Annotated in this window: 10 protein-coding genes; 4 read left to right on the forward strand and 6 right to left on the reverse strand. The window is 51.0% G+C overall.

Annotated elements, in window-relative coordinates:
• The first annotated feature begins 227 nt into the window (after positions 1–227).
• The 3 genes from CKV66_RS02180 (at position 228) to rnhB (ending at position 9,635) form a co-directional block, all read left to right on the forward strand.
• Entirely contained in the window at positions 228–6,467 is a 6,240-nt protein-coding gene (locus CKV66_RS02180; RefSeq protein ID WP_085363976.1) for an Ig-like domain-containing protein, read from the forward strand.
• A gap of 183 nt (positions 6,468–6,650) precedes the next feature.
• Positions 6,651–8,984, forward strand: a complete 2,334-nt coding sequence (recQ, locus tag CKV66_RS02185; RefSeq protein ID WP_085363977.1) for a DNA helicase RecQ — start codon at positions 6,651–6,653, stop codon at positions 8,982–8,984.
• A gap of 51 nt (positions 8,985–9,035) precedes the next feature.
• Positions 9,036–9,635, forward strand: coding sequence for a ribonuclease HII (gene rnhB / locus CKV66_RS02190; protein WP_085363978.1), 600 nt, complete (start codon positions 9,036–9,038; stop codon positions 9,633–9,635).
• Positions 9,636–10,659: 1,024 nt separating this feature from the next.
• Here rnhB and CKV66_RS02195 read toward each other — a convergent pair.
• The 4 genes from CKV66_RS02195 to CKV66_RS02210 all read right to left on the reverse strand — a co-directional run bounded on the left by CKV66_RS02195 (position 10,660) and on the right by CKV66_RS02210 (position 15,102).
• Positions 10,660–10,938, reverse strand: a complete 279-nt coding sequence (locus CKV66_RS02195) for a hypothetical protein (RefSeq protein ID WP_085364556.1) — start codon at positions 10,936–10,938, stop codon at positions 10,660–10,662.
• Between the two features lie 11 nt (positions 10,939–10,949).
• Entirely contained in the window at positions 10,950–11,669 is a 720-nt protein-coding gene (locus tag CKV66_RS02200) for an N-acetylmuramoyl-L-alanine amidase (protein WP_157739140.1), read from the reverse strand.
• 1 nt (position 11,670) lies between these two features.
• A complete protein-coding gene (locus CKV66_RS02205) occupies positions 11,671–14,163 on the reverse strand; it encodes a type VI secretion system Vgr family protein (RefSeq protein WP_095197821.1) in 2,493 nt (830 codons plus the stop codon).
• A gap of 183 nt (positions 14,164–14,346) precedes the next feature.
• A complete protein-coding gene (locus CKV66_RS02210) occupies positions 14,347–15,102 on the reverse strand; it encodes an ABC transporter permease (RefSeq protein ID WP_085363674.1) in 756 nt (251 codons plus the stop codon).
• A 54-nt stretch (positions 15,103–15,156) separates the two neighbouring features.
• Here CKV66_RS02210 and CKV66_RS12095 point away from each other — a divergent pair, with 54 nt between their 5' ends.
• Positions 15,157–15,345 carry a hypothetical protein gene (locus CKV66_RS12095; RefSeq protein WP_143773802.1) on the forward strand — a complete coding sequence of 63 codons (189 nt, stop codon included), beginning with the start codon at positions 15,157–15,159 and terminating at the stop codon, positions 15,343–15,345.
• On the opposite strand, the gene CKV66_RS02215 is transcribed toward CKV66_RS12095, so the two are convergent.
• Positions 15,342–16,694, reverse strand: a complete 1,353-nt coding sequence (locus CKV66_RS02215; protein ID WP_269457265.1) for a D-serine ammonia-lyase — start codon at positions 16,692–16,694, stop codon at positions 15,342–15,344. The genes CKV66_RS12095 and CKV66_RS02215 overlap by 4 nt on opposite strands.
• A gap of 332 nt (positions 16,695–17,026) precedes the next feature.
• Positions 17,027–18,727: a sigma-54-dependent Fis family transcriptional regulator gene (locus tag CKV66_RS02225; RefSeq protein WP_085363676.1), complete on the reverse strand. Its 1,701-nt coding sequence runs from the start codon at positions 18,725–18,727 to the stop codon at positions 17,027–17,029.
• Between the last annotated feature and the right edge of the window lie 204 nt (positions 18,728–18,931).

An 18,931-nucleotide genomic window follows, 5' to 3' on the forward strand; every position in this document is an offset into this window, starting at 1 on the left:
TTATTTTATATCAGTTTATGCCGTTTGTTTAAAAAATAATACCGAATATCACAATATCTGATGCTTTAATCTATAATGGACTTTGTTATTAACATATCGGGCGAAGCTTATTTGCCTTACAGTATGTTGCCGGACTTTATATTGAACAACCGTCAAGATCTGAATGAGATTGAGCGCCTACATTTTTTAACTATAAGCATTTATTGCACTTGCGAACCGGAAAACTTATGAAATCTTATACTCTCAACATTACCCGTAACGGACAAACTGAAGCATTGTTTTTGGAGGAAGGCGCAGCTGCCGTTGTGCAGGCAGAGCCGGATACGCTCTATCTCGTGCTGGATTCGGCAGGAGAGGCAGTAGCCAATCCGCTAATGCAATGGGTGGAAAATGATTTGTGGGTGTTTTTGGACGGTGTTCAAGACGAATCGCCCGATTTGGTGTTGAAAGATTACCGCTTAAACTTCCCGATAGAAAACAGCCGCTACTTAAACGATACCGGCTCGACATTTGCAACCGCCGCCGATGAAGCATCACTGGCTCGGATTTCTGCCTCAGTGGCCGAAGAAGTAGGTATTACCGGCTGGACAACCGGTGCGCAGTTATGGACGGCTGCCGCAGTAGCGGGCGCGGCGGTAGCAGGTATTGCCGCGGCAAGCAGCGGCGGTTCCGACAAGAAAAACGACAACAGCAAACCGCAGGAAAATTCAGATAAAAATCTGCCCGAACAACCGGTAGGTAAACAAGATACGGCCAATCCCGACCGTCAGGATAATGCTGAGCCTACTCCACCAACTAAACCTGAAGACAAGCAAGATACCGCCAATCAAGACAATACAGCCAATCCTGACCGTCAAGAAAATACCGAGCAAACCCCTCCGCTCAAGCCTGAGATTACCTTGAATCCGATGGGGGAAAACAACGTTATCAATGCCGATTCCATCAAGCCTGAACAGGGTTTGGTGTTATCAGGCCGTCTGAATATGGATGCCGGATTGATTGCGCCTGCCGTATCGGTCAAGGTGGGCGGGAAAGTGTATGCCGCGGAAATCAGCGGTGATACTTGGCATCTGAAATTAGACAGTAACGCTTTGGCCGGTTTGCAGGGCGAGCAGAAAATCGCCATTGCCGTGACCGCGCAGGACGCAGAAGGCAACGCTCATACCCACACCGTCGAGCAAACCTACACTATCGATACCCAAATCACGACACCCGTTATCGAAATTGATGCGGTGGCGCAAGACGACATCATCAATCTGGTGGAATCACAAGCGGCTTCGATTACCGTTACCGGTAGGGTTGTCCATGCGCAAAACGGTGATGAAATTGTGTTGAAAGTCGGCGAAGCCCAATATCGCGGTACGGTCAAAGACGGCGCTTTCTCGATGCCCGTAGATACCAAAACTCTGGTTAACCACGGCCGTATTTCTGCCGAAGTGACAACCCGAGACGATGCCGCAAACAGTGCAACCGGCACGGCAGAGCGCGAATACCGCGTGGACACCGAATATTCGCCTAAAATCAGTTTAAACAGTGTGGCAGGCGACAACATACTCAATCTTGCCGAATCGAAAAACAAAGTTACCGTCAGCGGCCAAGTAAGCGATGTGGCCGACGGAGAAGATGTGATCGTATCTTGCGGTTGCGAAAGCTGCGGCAGCGTGAAATGGATCGATATTTTAGCCAAAGTACGCAATGGCGCGTTTTCGGTTGATTTTTCGGGAGAAACGCTGAAAAAAGAAGGCTACAACCTGATTAAAGCCAAAGTCAGCTCACAAGATGATGCGGGCAATACGGCAACGGCAGAAACTACCCAACGCTACAGCACCGACTTGGAAGCGCCGTCAGTTACCTTGTCGATTAATCCGATTGGCGGCGAAGATAACGTATTAAGCCCTGAAGAGCGGAAAGCAGCCGATCCTTATAGTGTTTCCGGCACAATTTCCGGCTTGCAAGAAGGCGAACGTATCGAAAGCTTGTCTGTATCCGTCAACGGAACGGCCTATTCTGCCCAAGTAAGCGGCAACATCTTTACCGCTGCAATACCGATTGCCGTGCTGGCGGCGGCAACCGAAGTGCGTGCATCGGCTACTGTTGCCGATGCGGCGGGCAACCGGGCCGCAGCAGAGGCCAGCCGAAGCTATACGGTAGGCAAAGCGACACCTGTTATTCATCTCGATCCTATTGCCGAAGACAATATCATCAACCAAGAGGAAGCCAGAGACGGCAATATTACTGTGTCCGGCAGGGTTGAAAATATTGCCGACGGCGTTTCTGTAAATCTGGCAACAAGCAGCGGCACCATTCAGGTAGCAGTTTCAGACGGCCGTTTCAGTACGTCAGTACCTTTGTCGTTTTTGGGATTTAAACACAATATTAAAGAAGTCTCCGGCACATTAAGCGCGTTCATTAAGAATCCCGATGAGCCGTTAATCTTTTCTTCCCAGTCTTACCGTTTTGATTTAGCTAACAATACCAGCATCACAATCGACGGCATTACCGGCGACAATGTGTTTGATGCCGATGAGATTGCCCGGCCTACCGTTGTTATCAGCGGTAAAGTCAACGATGGAAAAACGGGCGAGATAGTTACGATCAAGATAGGTAAAAATACCTACACCGCCACCGTGCAAGAAGACGGCAGATACAGCGCAGAAGTTGAAATAGAGCGCATCATTCCCGGCCGCAACGACGGTAAGTATGGAATGAGTGTGAGCGTGGATCGTATCGACCAAGCGGGTAACAGAGGCGACGGTAAAGCCACCGCATCACGTGATTTCCGGGTAGATAAGACACCACCGCAAGGCGAAATCGTTTTCGACAAAGTGGGCGGTGACGGTGTACTCAACCAAGAAGAGTTGACGCAACCTACCGTGACCATTACCGGTAAAGTAACCAAAATCGGCGAGGGAGATGAAGCCCAATCGGTAACCGTGCGCGTTGGCGACAAAGAGTATCCGGCTACCCTTACCGGCTCGGTGTTCAGCGTAGCCGTGCCCACAGATGAGCTGAAAGCCAATACTTCGGTTAGTGCTCAAGGTATGTTGAAAGATATGGCAGGCCGCAGCACGCCTGTGGCGGAAAGCACGGAAGCTTACGTACAGCAAACCACACCGCCCAGCGTGTCTGTGACGGTGGATAGTATCAATGAGAATAACCCCATTAATGCCGCGCATCTTTCCGAAAAAGTGAGCATCAAAGGCTCGTTGACCCTAGGCGGCACGGTTGTGGCGGATACGGTGAGCGTTACCGTTGAAATCGGCGGCGTTACCTATACTGCCGATGTTTCAGGTAAACAATGGACTTTAAATGTACCCGCAACCACTCTTGCTAAAGAAGAAGAAGGCCGTCTGAAAAAAGTAGATGTGCATGTGAGTGTGGCGGATAAATACGGCAATACTGCTTCACATTCTGCTGAAAAAACATTTGAGGTTGATACCTCTCTGCCTAAGCCGAGCATTGTGTTGAATGCGATTGGTGCAGATGATGTGGTCAATGCAGGATCGAGCGACAAGGTTACTGTTTCGGGTAAAGTCGAGGGCGAGTTTAAAGACCAAGATACCGTTACTCTGACTATTAATAATAAAGAGCATAAGCTGTCGATTGATAACGCAGGCGAATTCAGTCTTGCTGTAGAGGCTGCTGAATTTACCGGCGCAGACAAACCGGTAGTGCGGGCTGCCATGACTACAACGGATGCTGCGGGTAACGTCGGCACCGCACAAGCCAGCCGCGGATATAGCGTGAAGCAAGGGGATATCCAAATCAAGTTGGATACCATTACCGGTGACGACTTGATCAATGTAACTGAAGCTAAAGCCGGTAAAGAAATTAAAATTTCCGGCAGCGTTTCAGGAATCAAAGTTGCGCCTGGAAAAATGGTAGAGCTGACGATAGGTAATGAAAAGCTGAAAGTAGCAATACAGCAGGATTTAACATTCAGCACAACCGTTGATGCCGGCAAATTGTTGAATAACCCAGGCTATACCGTTTTTGCCCGAATCGCAGGCGAAGCAGCAACCTCGGCCAAAGCCGCCCGCAGCTACGGTGTGGACGATGTCGCCGCTGCCAAAATCGACCTTAATCAGATTGACACCGATTTCAGCTTGGATGTTTCCCAAACCGAAGCGAATACCCGCATCTACGGCAAGATTGAATTAGAGGGCAAGTTTGCCCAAGGCATGAACAGCGAACGTATGCGCCAAATCACCGTAGAGATTGGCGATAAAGCATACAAAGCCGGTGTGAAGAGTGACCGCAGCTTCTTCCTGAATATTCCTACTGCCGAGCTGGCTGCCTTGAAAGGGCAGGAACTGAAGATAGGTGTAGAGGCCGATCCGCAGTTGTATGAGTCTATCAAGTGGGACGATGGTTCTTACAGAATTCGAGCAATAGACAAAAACACCCCTGTGCTCATTAAAGACGTTGAATTTACCGGTACGGATATTCAAAAAAATTCAGACGGCACATATGTCGTAGCAGAGACTGTCGGCGAACGCATGATCAATGTCAGCGGTACAGTCGGCGGCACAGCCAAAGCCGGAGACGATGTCAGCCTCGAAGTGGGTGGCAAAGTGTACACCGCGAAAGTAGGCGATAACCAAACCTTCACGGCACAAATATCCGCGCACGACTTGGCAGCGGACAGCGATCATGCCGTAAAAGCCGTGCTGCATACGAAGGATTTGTCGGGCAAAGCGGTAACGGTGAGCGATGTCGAGCACTACGCGTCTTTGAAGCAGGTTGACAGCGGATTTGTCAACGCGCACCAGCGTTTGAACAATGGCACCATCAAGAGCGACCACACGTCGGAAGAATATAATTTCCCGTATTTCATTGAAAAGATAGGAAGTTTGGGCGGGCGCAGCTACAACATCCCGTTTGGCGGCGAACACGGCAAACCGGCTGTGATTAAATATCACTTTATGAATTTGAATGAAATCAGCGAGTTGTCTGAAAACTACAACCGCTATATCGACCGCTCGTCTATGTCGACTTATTCGACCGAGCTGCAAGACATCGTGCGTGAAGCCTATAAGGAAATCAGCGAAGTAGCCAATATCCAGTTTGTCGAGGTCAGCAATAAAAACGAGGCCAACACCAACTATTTCATGGGCAACTTGACCAACGGTTTTGACGGAGCATCCGCCATTGCCTACAACGGCGGCTTGGTTGCTTGGAACAGCCGCCACCATTACGCAGGTTGGGGCAAAGCTTTCTTGAAATACACGGCGTTGCACGAAATTACCCACACCTTGGGCATGACGCATACGTCAAACGGCTTTACCGGCGATTATGGCAAAGAAGAAAGCATAGAGTTTTCCAACATGTCGTATAACGCCTATGCCAACAACGGTATTTTCTTAGACCGAGGCCAGCTGCGTCCTTACGACTTGGCTTACCTGCAATACGCTTACGGCCCCAACCAGAATACGCGCACGGGCAACGACATTTACACGTTTAAAAACTACAACATGTACAGTCGTGACGGAGACCGCTATATCTGGGATGCCGGCGGTGTCGATACGTTTGATGCTTCCGAGGAAAAACAGGGTGTTAACGTTAACCTGACGCCGGGATCATGGATTTATGTGGGCGACAGCCGCGAAAAAACCTTCGGTGTGAAAGACAGAACCGAATACGATATGCGCAAGTATTTCGATTTGAAGGAAAAAGACAATATAGGCGGCCCTAAAGCAGGCGATAAAGTGACGCTCAACACCTATACCGAAGGCCAAGCGTTTATCGGGTTCGGAACACAGATTGAAAACCTAATCGGTTCGGCACATAAAGACGTGCTCACCGGCAACAAAGCCGCCAACAATATTTACGGCGGTGCAGGTGACGACACCTTAAACGGCGGCGAGGGCGACGATTACCTCGACGGCGGAACCGGAGCCGACAAGTTGAACGGCGGTACGGGCAATGATACCTATATGGTTGATGATGCGGGCGATGTAGTCACCGAACACGAGAATCAAGGTGAAGACCATGTGTTCAGCAGCATAGACTATACCTTGGGCAACCATTTGGAGCATCTGACCTTGATCGGTACTACCGCCATCACAGGCCAAGGCAATGAAGGCAACAACACCATCATGGGTAACGGTGCCGACAACACGCTCAATGGTATGCCCGGTAACGACCGCATTATCGGCGGAGCAGGCAGCGACACGCTTACCGGCGGCGACGGCAGAGATACATTCGTGTTCGACACCGCTTTAGACGGCAGCGTCGATACCATCACCGATTTTACGGCAGGCCAAGACATTATCGAGCTGAAAGCCACCATCTTCGACAGCTTGAGCACCAATACCATGGATGAATGGGATCAATATGTGAAATATCATAAAGATACTGGCTATCTCACTTACGATAAAGACGGCAAGGGCAATGCCGATGCCATTCACTTTGCCACGTTGGATAAGGATTTGGTAATAGATCACACCAGCTTCCAAGTCGTGTAAACCGTATGCTTCGGCAGATGCCGTCTGAAATTTCAGACGGCATTTTTCTTTGAGATATTCTTGTTTTTTTCAGACGGCCTTAAGTGAAAAAGGCTAAAATACCGCCCTAAACCCGATCCCCGCCATCATCGCCGCGCGGGGGGCAGTCTCTTTCATCTACACGCCCCTTACGGAACCCGCCAAATGCAACATGCCACCGCCGCCCAAATTCTGCACGACGTTTTCGGCTATCCCGAATTCCGCGGCAGTCAGGCCGAGATTGTGGATACATTGGCGGGCGGCAACAGCCTGCTGGTGTTGATGCCCACCGGCGGCGGCAAATCGTTGTGTTACCAAATTCCCGCCCTGATGCGCGAAGGCGTGGCGGTGGTGGTGTCGCCGCTGATCGCCCTGATGAACGACCAAGTGGCCGCGCTGCACACGGCGGGTGTGGCGGCGGCCTGCGTACACAGCGGCACCACCCCCGACGAAGCGCGGCAAATTGCCGACGATATCCAGTCAGGCCGTCTGAAACTGCTTTACGTCGCCCCCGAACGCTTGGTTGGCGAGCGTTTCCTGCGCTTTCTCGACCAACACACCATCAGCCTGTTTGCCATCGACGAAGCCCATTGCGTGAGCCAATGGGGGCACGACTTCCGCCCCGAATACCAACAGCTCGGCCTGCTGGCCGACCGCTATCCGCACGTTCCCCGCATCGCACTTACCGCCACCGCCGATGCCGCCACCCGCGCCGACATCAAACATTACCTGTGCTTGGAAGATGCGGCCGAGTTCGTGGCCAGCTTCGACCGCCCGAATATCTACTACCAAGTAATTGAAAAAAACAACGGTAAAAAACAACTGCTTGATTTTATTGTGAAACAGATGGCAGGGCAAAGCGGTATCGTGTATTGCCTGAGCCGCAAAAAAGTGGAAGACACCGCAGCCTTTTTATGCGAACACGGCTTGGATGCCATTCCCTACCACGCCGGTTTGAGCATGGACGTGCGCGAGGCCAACCAGCGGCGTTTTACCCGTGAAGACAACGTTATCGTCGTCGCCACCGTCGCTTTCGGCATGGGCATCGACAAACCCGACGTGCGTTTTGTCGCCCATCTCGACATGCCGCAAAGCGTCGAACATTTCTACCAAGAATCAGGCAGGGCGGGGCGCGACGGCCTGCCTGCCGCAAGCTGGCTGTGCTACGGCCTTAACGACTGGGTGCTGCTGCGCGAACGCATCCAAACCGGCAACAGCGACGACATGCAAAAACAAATCGAACTGCAAAAACTCGATGCCATGTTGTCGGTATGCGAAACCGCCGACTGCCGCCGCGTACTGCTGCTCAAACACTTCGGCGAAGATTCCCAACCCTGCGGCCATTGCGACAACTGCCTGCACCCGCCCGTGCGCTTCGACGGCACCGTGCCGGTGCAGAAACTGCTCAGCTGCGTGTACCGCGTCGGCCAACAGTTCGCCGCAGGTTATGTGATTAACGTATTGCGCGGCAAAAGCGACGATTGGATTGCCCGCAACCGCCATCACGAATTATCCACCTTCGGCATCGGCGACAACCTTTCCGACAAAGAATGGCGTGCCGTTATCCGCCAATGCATCAGTTCCGGCTATCTCACCGTCAACCCCCTGATGCACCAAGCCCTGCAACTCACCACCGCCGCCAAAACCGTGCTCAAAGGCGGCACACCCGTATGGCTGCGCCCGCTCAAACGCGACAAAGCCGCCACCCAAAAACCCAAAGAAGAATGGCTGCGCACCGAGCGAGAAGAACGCATCTGGCAAGCATTGCGCGCTTGGCGGCTCAAACGCGCACAGGCCGAAGAAGTGCCCGCTTATGTGATTTTCGGCGACAAAACCCTGCGCGACATTGTTGAAAAACTGCCCGCCACCCCTGCCGAACTGCACGACATCTACGGCTTGGGCGAAGCCAAAATCAACAGCTTCGGCAACGAAATCATCGAAGTGTGCCAAGCCTTTACAGAACACGGCAGGCCGTCTGAACACCCATCCGCCTTGCCCGATACCGTTTCAGACGGCCTCGAAACCGAACGCGACCGCCGGCTTTGGCAAGCCTTGAACACATGGCGCAGCCGTACCGCACAGGCAGAAGGCGTTACCCCGCACACCGTCTGCCCCGACGACAGCTTGCTCGATTTAGTCCGCAACACCCCCGAAGAAGCCGCAGACCTAAACGGCATCTACGGCTTGGGCGCAGTACGCATCGGCAAATTCGGCAGCAGCATATTGGCCGTCTGCAAACCCTTTTCAGACGGCCTCAGCAACGAAGCCCAACACAAACGCCGCCTGATGCGCGCCCTGATGCAGTGGTGCGCCGCCACCGCCGAAACCGAAGGCGAACCCGAGCACACCGTCTTCAGCAAAATCACCCTGCGCGCTATCGCCGCCAAACAGCCGCAAACGCTGGCAGAATTGAGCGGCATACACGGCGTGGACGCAGAAAAAATCGAAAAATACGGAGAGGCTGTGTTGGAAGTGTGCCGGCGTTTCGATAACCCGTAAGAAGAGGTTGAAATGAGGCCGTCTGAAAACCTGAAAAAGGATCCTGAACAAATGAATGATGTTTTTCTGACTGCCGGAGTCGACGAAGCCGGGCGCGGGCCGCTGGTCGGCAGCGTGTTTGCCGCCGCCGTTATCCTCCCGCCCGACCACAATCTCCCCGGTTTGACCGATTCCAAAAAACTCACCGAAAAAAAGCGCGACGCCCTAGCCATACAGATTAAAGAACAAGCCATAGCATGGTGCGTGGCATCGGCAAACGTAGCCGAAATCGCCGAGCTGAACATCCTGCACGCCACCATGCTCGCCATGACCCGCGCAGTGCAAGGCTTGGCTGTCAAACCGCAAAAAGTTTGGATAGACGGCAACCGCATTCCCGAAAATCTCAAGGTCGCCGCCGAAGCAGTGGTCAAGGGCGACAGCAAAACCATCGAAATATCCGCCGCATCCGTATTGGCCAAAACCGCCCGCGATGCCGAAATGTATGCCCTGGCCGAGCGTTACCCGCAATACGGTTTCGACAAACACAAAGGCTACGGCACAGCCGCACATCTCGCAGCCTTGGAAAAATTCGGCGCACTACCCGAACACAGGCAAGACTTCGCACCCGTAAAAATGCTTTTGGCTCAGGGGAAGTTGTTTGATATTCAGTAAACCGGTTGCGATACTTACAGTTAAACGGTTTCTAATTCGTCACGCCTCCACTGAATGACACAAATAAAAAGCAGGTCTGAAATTTTTCAGACCGGCTTTTATCTTTTATTTTACCAAAGCTCCTTAAACCAATTAAGCAATCGGTCTAACCAGCCGTCTGAAACCGTATTGGCTGAGGTAGTAGGGGCTTTCTGAGTGTCAGCCTCTCTATCCATGCATTTCCCGTAAATATAATCTTGAATTTGAAGATGTTTTTCTTGATCGCGCTTTAAACAAATTCGACTTGAAAATCCGTCAAAATTAGGGGGTGGAGCAAACTGGTCATATTCACTCCCGCTTGGAATTAATTCGATAAAGTAAGGGGTGCTTTCCCTCAGCTTTAAATTTTGAAAATTAGAAGTATTTAACAGAACGCATTGATTTTCTGTGGGGTAATGCTTTTCAAAAGAATTCTTATAGTGCTATGAGTGAAGATTACCTTTTTCGTCATTACTTGATACCATTATGACATACCAACCATTCAGCTGGTTTTTACTAATATATAAGCAAGGTGTGCTATTAATTACTTTTATTCCAACTTTCCCGTCAGGAAAGGGATTTTTTGAAAAAGCTTGGGTATTAGTTGAAAGTAAATACGAAAAAATTATAAAAAACAATTTCATATTGCAAATCTACCTTTCAGATATTATTAGGTATTGATTGCTCATTTCTTGATTCCTCTTGGACGATAATATCCCCCCCAATTGGTAGACTTGAGAATTTTATCTTTAGGGTTTCGGAGAAATGCCCCTAGAACAGATTCTCTTTTGGCTTGTTGATTGAATAAAGAGGATTTCAATATTTCTAGTGCCTCTGAAGCAGAATGATATTTGACTAAGTAGTAATGGGAAATAATATCTGCTTGTTGTTTGATATACTTGTTATTCAATATAAAAGTGTAAATATTCTGATTTTCTAGTGCCTAAGTCTCTTCAGAATTAAATATAATCAGTTATATACCATACCGTTTTTCTAAGTTTTGATTTTATTTACCAATTAAGGACTTTTTAGCTTCTTCCTGCATTTCTAAAGTACATGGGAATTGTCTGAAAATATTAGCATTACAATATGATAAATATTTTTTTAATTCCTCTTTAGGTACATCGCTAATCTCTCTCTCTCCTATGTGGTCATAATAAAAGATTTTAAATGACCATGGTTTTTTTAGAAAAAACATATAAGAATAATCAAACTCTCCTACTCTGTGAACAATCCCTATAAATAAGTAAAATAATAAAAAAAGAAAAGTAAATATTTTTTTCATACATTCTTCTCTCAAGGCTTTTTCAGGCCAAATTCTTTTCGCAATTCAGCTATTTTTTCCATTGCAATACTACCTGGACATGTTCTTACATCTCCTGGTAAAGCAAATTCTTTATGGCCGCCTAATTCTTTAATTTTAAAGAAGCTCATTAAACATCGTATCAAAACTCTTAAAGCAGCTAATTGAGAGTCAGGAAGTTGTCTCATATAATAAAAATAGTCTAATTGATCAGCCCATGTACTAGGATCTTTAAGGGAAAGCTTAGCCTCTCCTGGTTTAGAAAAATCTCCCAGCAAAAGAATACCTATTTTTTTTGAATTATTATTTTTGACATGAGATCCCTTAAATCTTATATCGCGACCTTCTGCAACAATTCCCGAACAACCAACTGCATAATGATAGCCAATATCTGAGTATTTATCTTTATCCATATGCTTGTTTTGAACTTCTGGTAAAGCCCCGTATATTGCAGAACATCCATGTTGAGGTGAATTTCCTTGATGATGGATTACTATTGAACTGTAATCCCATTCATCCACCAATCCTGATTTAGCAGCTCTTGCCTTCCATTCTGACCGCTCTAAAAATTTATTATCGGATATAACAGGTAAATTTTTTTCTAAATAATTAATGATCGCTTGTCGAGTTGCTGCCCTGTCGTTTAATGTTATTTCTACAGCTTGTATATTATTGTTATGGACTAAAGTAAGGTTGGTATTTTTGTCTGCCATTTTATACCTCATCAATTCTTAATGATCTCTTAGGAGCTTTGAAGACGACATGTATTGATGCTATATCTTCTTGTGGGGATTTTAAATGCAAAAAACCCTCCTTATTAGTTGATAACATTTGTTTTTCTCCCGATGAAAATGTGACTACACATTTTCGCTGTTTTATAGGTTCCCCTGTTTCGCTATTTTTAACGAGTAACTTTGCTTCATATATTGGAAAATTTTGAATAGAAAAAAAATCAAATTCTATTTCCTTTGGCCCCATCACCTGAAACCCCGCACACTTCACCCACACCATCTTCGGACAGCCCAGTTCAATTTTGCCATCCTTAATCTTGATGTACGCCCCGCCGCTGGTCAGCAGGATTTCGTCTTTTGCCGCCACGGTTACTTTGCCGGCACTACTGGTGATGGTGGCATCTTTCAGCGCATTAATCTGCATTTCATCGTTTTGTGCCTGAATCTCCACTTTGCCCTGATTCGCCTGTAACTTCGCGCCGCTGCTTTGGGCAAACAGGTTGACGCTTCCGACTGCATGGGCGGTGAAATTGCTGCCGGTGCTGATGTCGGTGTCGTCGCCGCTGATGTGGTGGATGTGTTGGCCGGCGGTGTGCAGTTGGCTTTGCGAGGTGGCGGTGGCGATGCCGTCGGGGGCGGATTGGATGATGCCGGAGCGTTGCAGCTGTTTGAGGCTGTCGTTCAGACGGCCTGCCTGTTCTTCGGCTTCGGTGGCTTCGTTTTTGGCGGTATGGGCGGCTTTGTTAAGGCTTTTAGCCAAACTGAGTGCCTGTTCCATTTGGGCGATGGCGGCATCCATATCCAATACCTGTCCTGCCGCCTGATTTTGGGCATCGGCACTGATAAACAAACCTTTCCCCGCCCGTAATGAGCCCCAACTATCGGTACGCAGCTCGAAGCCTTCGCCGTTGTCGCCGCGTTTCTGTCTTTGGCCGTCGACGATATGGCCGAGGTTGAGTTGGGTTTTGCCGTATTCGGTCGCCAGTTTGATGTGTTCCTGCCCCTGTTTGTCTTCCATGCGCAGCTTATTATTCGCCCAAGTGCGGATGACGTTACGGGTGTTCCAATCGGCAGGCACGTGGTCGGGGTGGGAACTGTCGTGCATCACTCCGCTGATGTAGGGCCTGTCGGGATTGCCCTGTACGAACGACAGCATTACTTCGGTGCCTTCGTGCAGCGGGAAGTGTTGGCCGTAGTCGGGGCCGGCATAGGGCTTGGCTAAGCGGATGGGACGGCTTTCTCCGCCCGGACTCCATTCATCAAGGTCGAACGGCAGTTTGACGCGGTAACGGCCCATATTGTCGATATAGGCGTAGGTGTAGTTGCCGGGGCTGGTGACTCTGGCGGGAAGGCTGCCTTGGATCTTCGGCAACGGGGTGATGCGTTCGGGGCGGAAGATGCTGTCGGCGGGAATGGCGGTGAAAGTATGGCTGTATGCTTGGTCGCGGCTGCCGCTGTGGGTGAGCGATACCGCCAACCAGCCGTTGGGTGCTTCGCTGAAGCTCGGGGCCGTCTGAAACACCAGACCGGGGCGAAGCGCGGTGATGTTGCCGCTGCCGGAAGCGACGATACGGCGGCTGTGGTCGAGCTGTTGCAGTAAGGCCGTCTGAAGTTGGGCTTCTTCGGGTGTTTTTTGATGCAAACCCCAATGGCTGTCGCTGCCGAGTAAGACGCTGCTGTCGGTTTCCGTACCCTTCGCCGTTACTGCGGACGATAAGTCGGTATCGGCATCGCGGTAGTTGTAGTCGCCGACGCGGATGGATTCGAGAATGGGATTGTGCTTCACCTGTAAGGCAAACACCGCTTCCTCGCCAACGCTCTCCAACCCGCCGTGGGGGCGGTAGGGATAGGGGGAAGTGTGGCTGCGAAAATAATGGGCGGCATCGTCACCGAATACCGCCACATCGCCATATTGGGCATTCTGCTCGAAGGCATACCAAATCCCTTCTTCTTCGCACAGCCGGTTGAGAAAGGCAAAGTCGGATTCCTGATACTGGGTCACATACTCGCGTACACCGTATTCGCGTGAGGTATTGAAACGGAAATCGACGCCGGAGAAGCCGTGGTGTTTCAACAGCGACGAAATAATGTCGGGCACGTTTTGGTTTTGAAACAGACGCGAAGTGCGGTGGTGCTTCAATGCGGCGATGCGGGGTTCCAATACCATGCGGTAACGGGTCTCGTCCGCCGATACCGACAGCTTCTCGCACGAAGTGATGATGCCGCTCCATTCCTTCAGCGCTTGGGGGGCGATCATTCCCTCAATCAACCCCAACACATCAGAGCTTACCGGCGTCACCGTAAACTTGGCCGCTTGATTAATATACGACGACAGCGGCAGGTCGGCATCGACTGAGGTGAGTTCGATGTCGAGACGGTAGGCTGTGTTGAGTGCTTCGGTGGCGGTGAAGGAGACGACGGAGAGGGAGGGGCTGAAGCGGGAGAGGGTGAGACGGTAGGATTGGGTCGGGGTCATCGCGGGCGTTCCAAAACTGTATTCAAAGTATCGGGATTGAATATGTATGCTTTGGCAATATAGCAGAATGGCTATCTTTGCCCAATATGGGTATGACAAAAGGCCGTCTGAAAGTTTCAGACGGCCTCGAATGGGATCAAACCTGTGTCGGCTTTAGAAAAGCAATAAATTGATTGGGTAAGTTCAACTGCGCAGCTTCCAGCCCGATTTTAAAACGGCGAGTACGAATATTGCCAAGCCTAATGAGACGCTGCCGACTACGGCGGCCGACAGCCAAGGCGAGGTGTCGCTGACGCCGAAAAAGCCGTAGCGGAAGCCGTCTATCATGTAGAACACGGGGTTGAGGTGGCTTACGTTGCGCCAAAATTCGGGCAGGCTGTTGATGGAGTAGAACACGCCGGAAAGGAACGTGAGCGGCATGATGAGAAAGTTTTGAAACATGGCGAGTTGGTCGAATTTTTCGGCGACGATGCCTGCCAGCAGCCCGAGCATGCCCATGATGGCGCAGCCGAGCAGGGCGAAAGCGGCGATCCATAAGATGTTATGCGGCATGGGCAGGCCGAAGGGGGCGGTAACGGCGATGACGCCGATGCCGACGAGCAGGCCGCGCAAGACGGCGGCGCCGACGTAGGCGGAAAAAAAGGCGGAAACGGGCAGCGGCGGCAGCAGAATAAAGACGAGGTTGCCGGTGAGCCGTGATTGGATCAGGCTGCTGGAGGCGTTGGCAAAGGCGTTTTGGGTCATGCTCATCATGGCCAGCCCGGGAATCAGGAAGGCGTTGTAGGTAACATCGGGCAGGGCTTCGATATGCCTGCCGACGGCATGGGAGAATATCATTTGGTAGAGCAGGGCGGTGAGCATGGGAGCGGCAACGGTTTGCAGGCCCACTTTCCAGAAGCGTAAGACTTCTTTTTTAAACAGGGTAAAGAATCCGGTCATGTTGTTTGGGTGGTTTCGGTGTGCAGGCCGTCTGAAAGGTTTTCAGACGGCCTGATGTTGGGGGAATGGTTAGTTAAGTTGTTTTACGTTGTTTTCGCAGGTGTTCAAGCGTGTTGTGCTTTTGTTTTGCATCTGCGGATGGATTATCAAACCGCTTTGCCGATTGAACGGCGGCATACTTTGAGCTTCGACGGGCTTGTTGCGGGCGGTGCGAAAGTTTCGGATTGTATGTTATCTCTTTAATCTTGTGCGAGATATTCGGCAAATATTTCTTCGGGAACCATGTTGCCGCCGGTTGCCCATACGAGATGTACGGCATCGGGGTGGCGGAAATGGCGCAATCCGGCGAAACCGGCGCAGGCGGAAGGTTCGAGTTTCAGCCCTTCGGTTTCATGAACAAGGCGCAGCCAGCGGAAGAGTTCGCTGTCTTCTACCGTATAAAAGGCGTTTAGCGAGCGTTGCATGGCGCGGCCGACGAAGCCGGAAGGACGGCCTACGGCCAAGCCGTCGGCGGCGGTGCGGTTGTTTAAGCCGATGTCTTGTACGCTGATGCGCTCGTGCAGGCCGGTGTACACGCCCAGTAACATGCAGGGAGACTGCACGGGCTCGGCGAATATGCAGTGTACGTTGTCGCCGAATGCGAGCTTCAGGCCGAATGCTACGCCGCCGGGGCCGCCGCCTACGCCGCACGGCAGATAAACATATAGGGGGCGTTCGCGGTTGATGGTGATGCCGGCCTGTTCAAACTGTTTTTTCAGACGGCCTGCGGCTACGGCGTAACCGAGAAAGAGGTGGCGTGAGTTTTCATCGTCAACAAAATAGCACAAGGGGTCGGTTTCGGCCTGTTTGCGCCCTGCGGCTACGGCTTGGTCGTAATCGCCGGTGTATTCGAACACTTCAACGCCTGCGGCGCGCAGTTTGTCTTTTTTCCATTGCCGGGCATCTGCCGACATGTGTACGGCGGCGCAAAAGCCGAGTTTGGCGGCCATGATGCCGATGGAAAGGCCGAGATTGCCGGTAGAGCCGACGGCAACGGTATGGCGTGCAAACAGTTTGCGTGCCGCCGGTGAGCCGAGCTGGGTGTAATGGCCGGCGGTGTCGATCAGGCCGTGCGTGAGTGCCAGTTGTTCGGCGTGTTGCAGCACTTCGTAAATGCCGCCGCGTGCTTTGATTGAGCCGGATACGGGCAGTTCGTTGTCGGCTTTGATATACAGCAGGCCGTCTGAATAACCTGCCGCCTGCTGTAAAGAGGCTGCGCGGTACAGGGGGCTTTCGATGATGCCGTCTGAAGCGGCGGTTTCGGGAAAGGCTTGGCGGATATAAGGTGCGAACCGCTGTAAGCGTGCGGCGGCATCATCAACGTCGCTGCGGGTAAGCCCTACGTCGCTTAAAGCTTCGGCAAACGGGGCGGTGTGCGGATTGTGCCAACATACGGGCTGTGCGGCACGGATGCGCTGCATAACAGGGTCGTTTTGAAAAGCCGACAGATCGGGCATGGTCGAATGCTCTTGAATGGGGTGGAAGCGGGGATTATACGCTATGGTGAAACCGCTTGCTTGGCGTGCCGGCAGGCAGGGATGCCCGCCCTGCATAATATACAGCCGGAGACCTTTGCAAAACCCCCATCTGCGGCGCATTTCTGCGTTGTGCGCTGCTCGCTCGTTTGCCTATCTATATGATATGTCTGCACTCGCTGTGCTGCTACGCCTTGAACTGCATCCGCATCTGGGGGTTTTGCAAAGGTCTCGGCCGGCCAACCTAACTTTAATAACCAAAGTGTCCTGCTCGGGTTTGGCCCGACTATGACGGGTGTACTATTTTTAAGCTGATTGATGCTGATTGATTATGAGGCCGTCTGAAAACATTTTTCAGACGGCCGCGGCAAAGAAAAAGATGCAGACAGGGCTTTTACAAAGGTTTCAGTTTATTTGACAGGCAGATTGTATTTTTTCAGCTGGTAAGCCAGCGTTGCCCGGCTGATATTCAGTTTTCGGGAGGCTTCGGAGATGTTGCCTTTGCTTTGTACGACGGCTTCCCGAAGAATGTCGGCAATCCATTGTTCCAAATCGAACCCCTGCTCGAGCAATTGCTGTATATAGGCATGGCGGCCGCCTTGCGGTGCCGCAGCCGCAGGAGCGGACAAGGTGCCGTCTGAAATACCAAAGTTGCCGGATACGGGTTTGAAATTGGGAAACAGGTTTTGTGCTTCGATAACGTGATTGTGTTCGGTAAGGATAACGCCGCGTTCGATGACGTTTTCCAGCTCGCGGATGTTGCCAGGCCATTGGTGTTGCAGCAGCAGTTCGCGCCCTTGGTCGCTGATGCCCAAAATGCGTTTTTGATGCTCGGCACTGTATTTTTCGAGAAAGTATTTGATCAGCAGCGGAATATCTTGATGCCTTTCGCGCAAGGGCGGGATATACACGGGAAACGTGTTCAGGCGGTAGTAGAGGTCGGCACGGAACTTGCCGGCGGCGACTGCGTCGGCCAGCGTTTCGTTGGTAGCGGCAACCACCCTGACATCGATTTTACGCACTTGCGTGCCGCCTACGCGCTCCAGCTCGCCTTCCTGCAAAACACGCAGCAAGGCCGCCTGCGCTCTGGGTGAAAGCTCCACCACTTCGTCGAGAAAAATCGTGCCTTTGTCGGCCCGTTCGAATTTTCCGGGCTTGCTCTGGCCTGCGCCGGTAAATGCGCCGCGTTCGACGCCGAACAGCTCCGATTCGATCAAATCGGGAGGAATGCACGCGCAGTTGACGGCAACAAACGGTTGTCCGCTGCGGTTGCTGGCCACATGCAGCCCTTTGGCGAAAGCTTCTTTGCCGACGCCGGTTTCACCTTCGAGCAAAACCGTTACCTTGCTCTGCGCCGCTTTACGCAGCATATGGCAGACTTGGCGGAATGCAGTTGATTCGCCGATCACATCGAAATAATTGCCTTCTTTGAGCAAATCGTTGAGTTTGCGGTTTTTGAGCATATCGAGTTCGTGACGCAGGCCGAAAAGCTCTTCAGACACAGGGTCGGGCAGCATGGAACGCTCCAAATCGGTTGTGTCTTCCCATTCGCTCATCGGCTTGCCGGTAATCAGGCAGCATGCGTGCCCCATCGATTCGCATTGGGTTTCTTTGAACGCAATCGGAATCCCCATAAAGTAGCTCGAATAACCGCTGGCATAGCCCAGCAAAGCCCAGCAAACCGGCTCTTTGCTGATGCCGTATTTCTTTTTGTGGTAAGCCACTTCAAACGAACCTTCCCATTGGAATACTCCGTAAAACCGCCCCTTTTCGGCGCAAAGTTCCAATTCCACCGGCGTAACTTTTACCATGCCGCGTATGCTGTGCAGTTGCGGGCCTGCCAAAAACGCTTCGCGCAGGCTGCTGCCGGGGCGGATTTTTTTGGCAATTTCCGCATCTTGCACACCCGCATAATAACCGTAACGCATAAAAAAGCGTTTGGCACTTTCCAAACCGAGAGATTCGACCAAATCCTCACGGAACAGCCACAAAGCGTAGGCATGGCTTAACAGCATCCTCTGCTCGTAAAACCAGATTTTTCCGTTGTCCACATCGAATTTGATGGCGTCGATAAGATCTTGGCCGGGTAGGTTCTGTTCCTTATTCCTCATAGCGTTCCTCATTAGTAGCGGTGCCTTGCGGATTATGTTTTTATTAATATATTTTCCGATTTTGTTATGATTTTTTTTCGGGCGTTTCAAGGTTCGGTTTTTTGCTAATATTTTGCGAATAATTCATATTCCTTATGTGTCATTTATTGATAAATGTTTAGTTAACTTAACAAGTTGCCGTCAGTTTGTGCAATATGGTTTTTG

The sequence above is a fragment of the Neisseria zoodegmatis genome (assembly GCF_900187305.1).
GTDB lineage: Bacteria > Pseudomonadota > Gammaproteobacteria > Burkholderiales > Neisseriaceae > Neisseria > Neisseria zoodegmatis.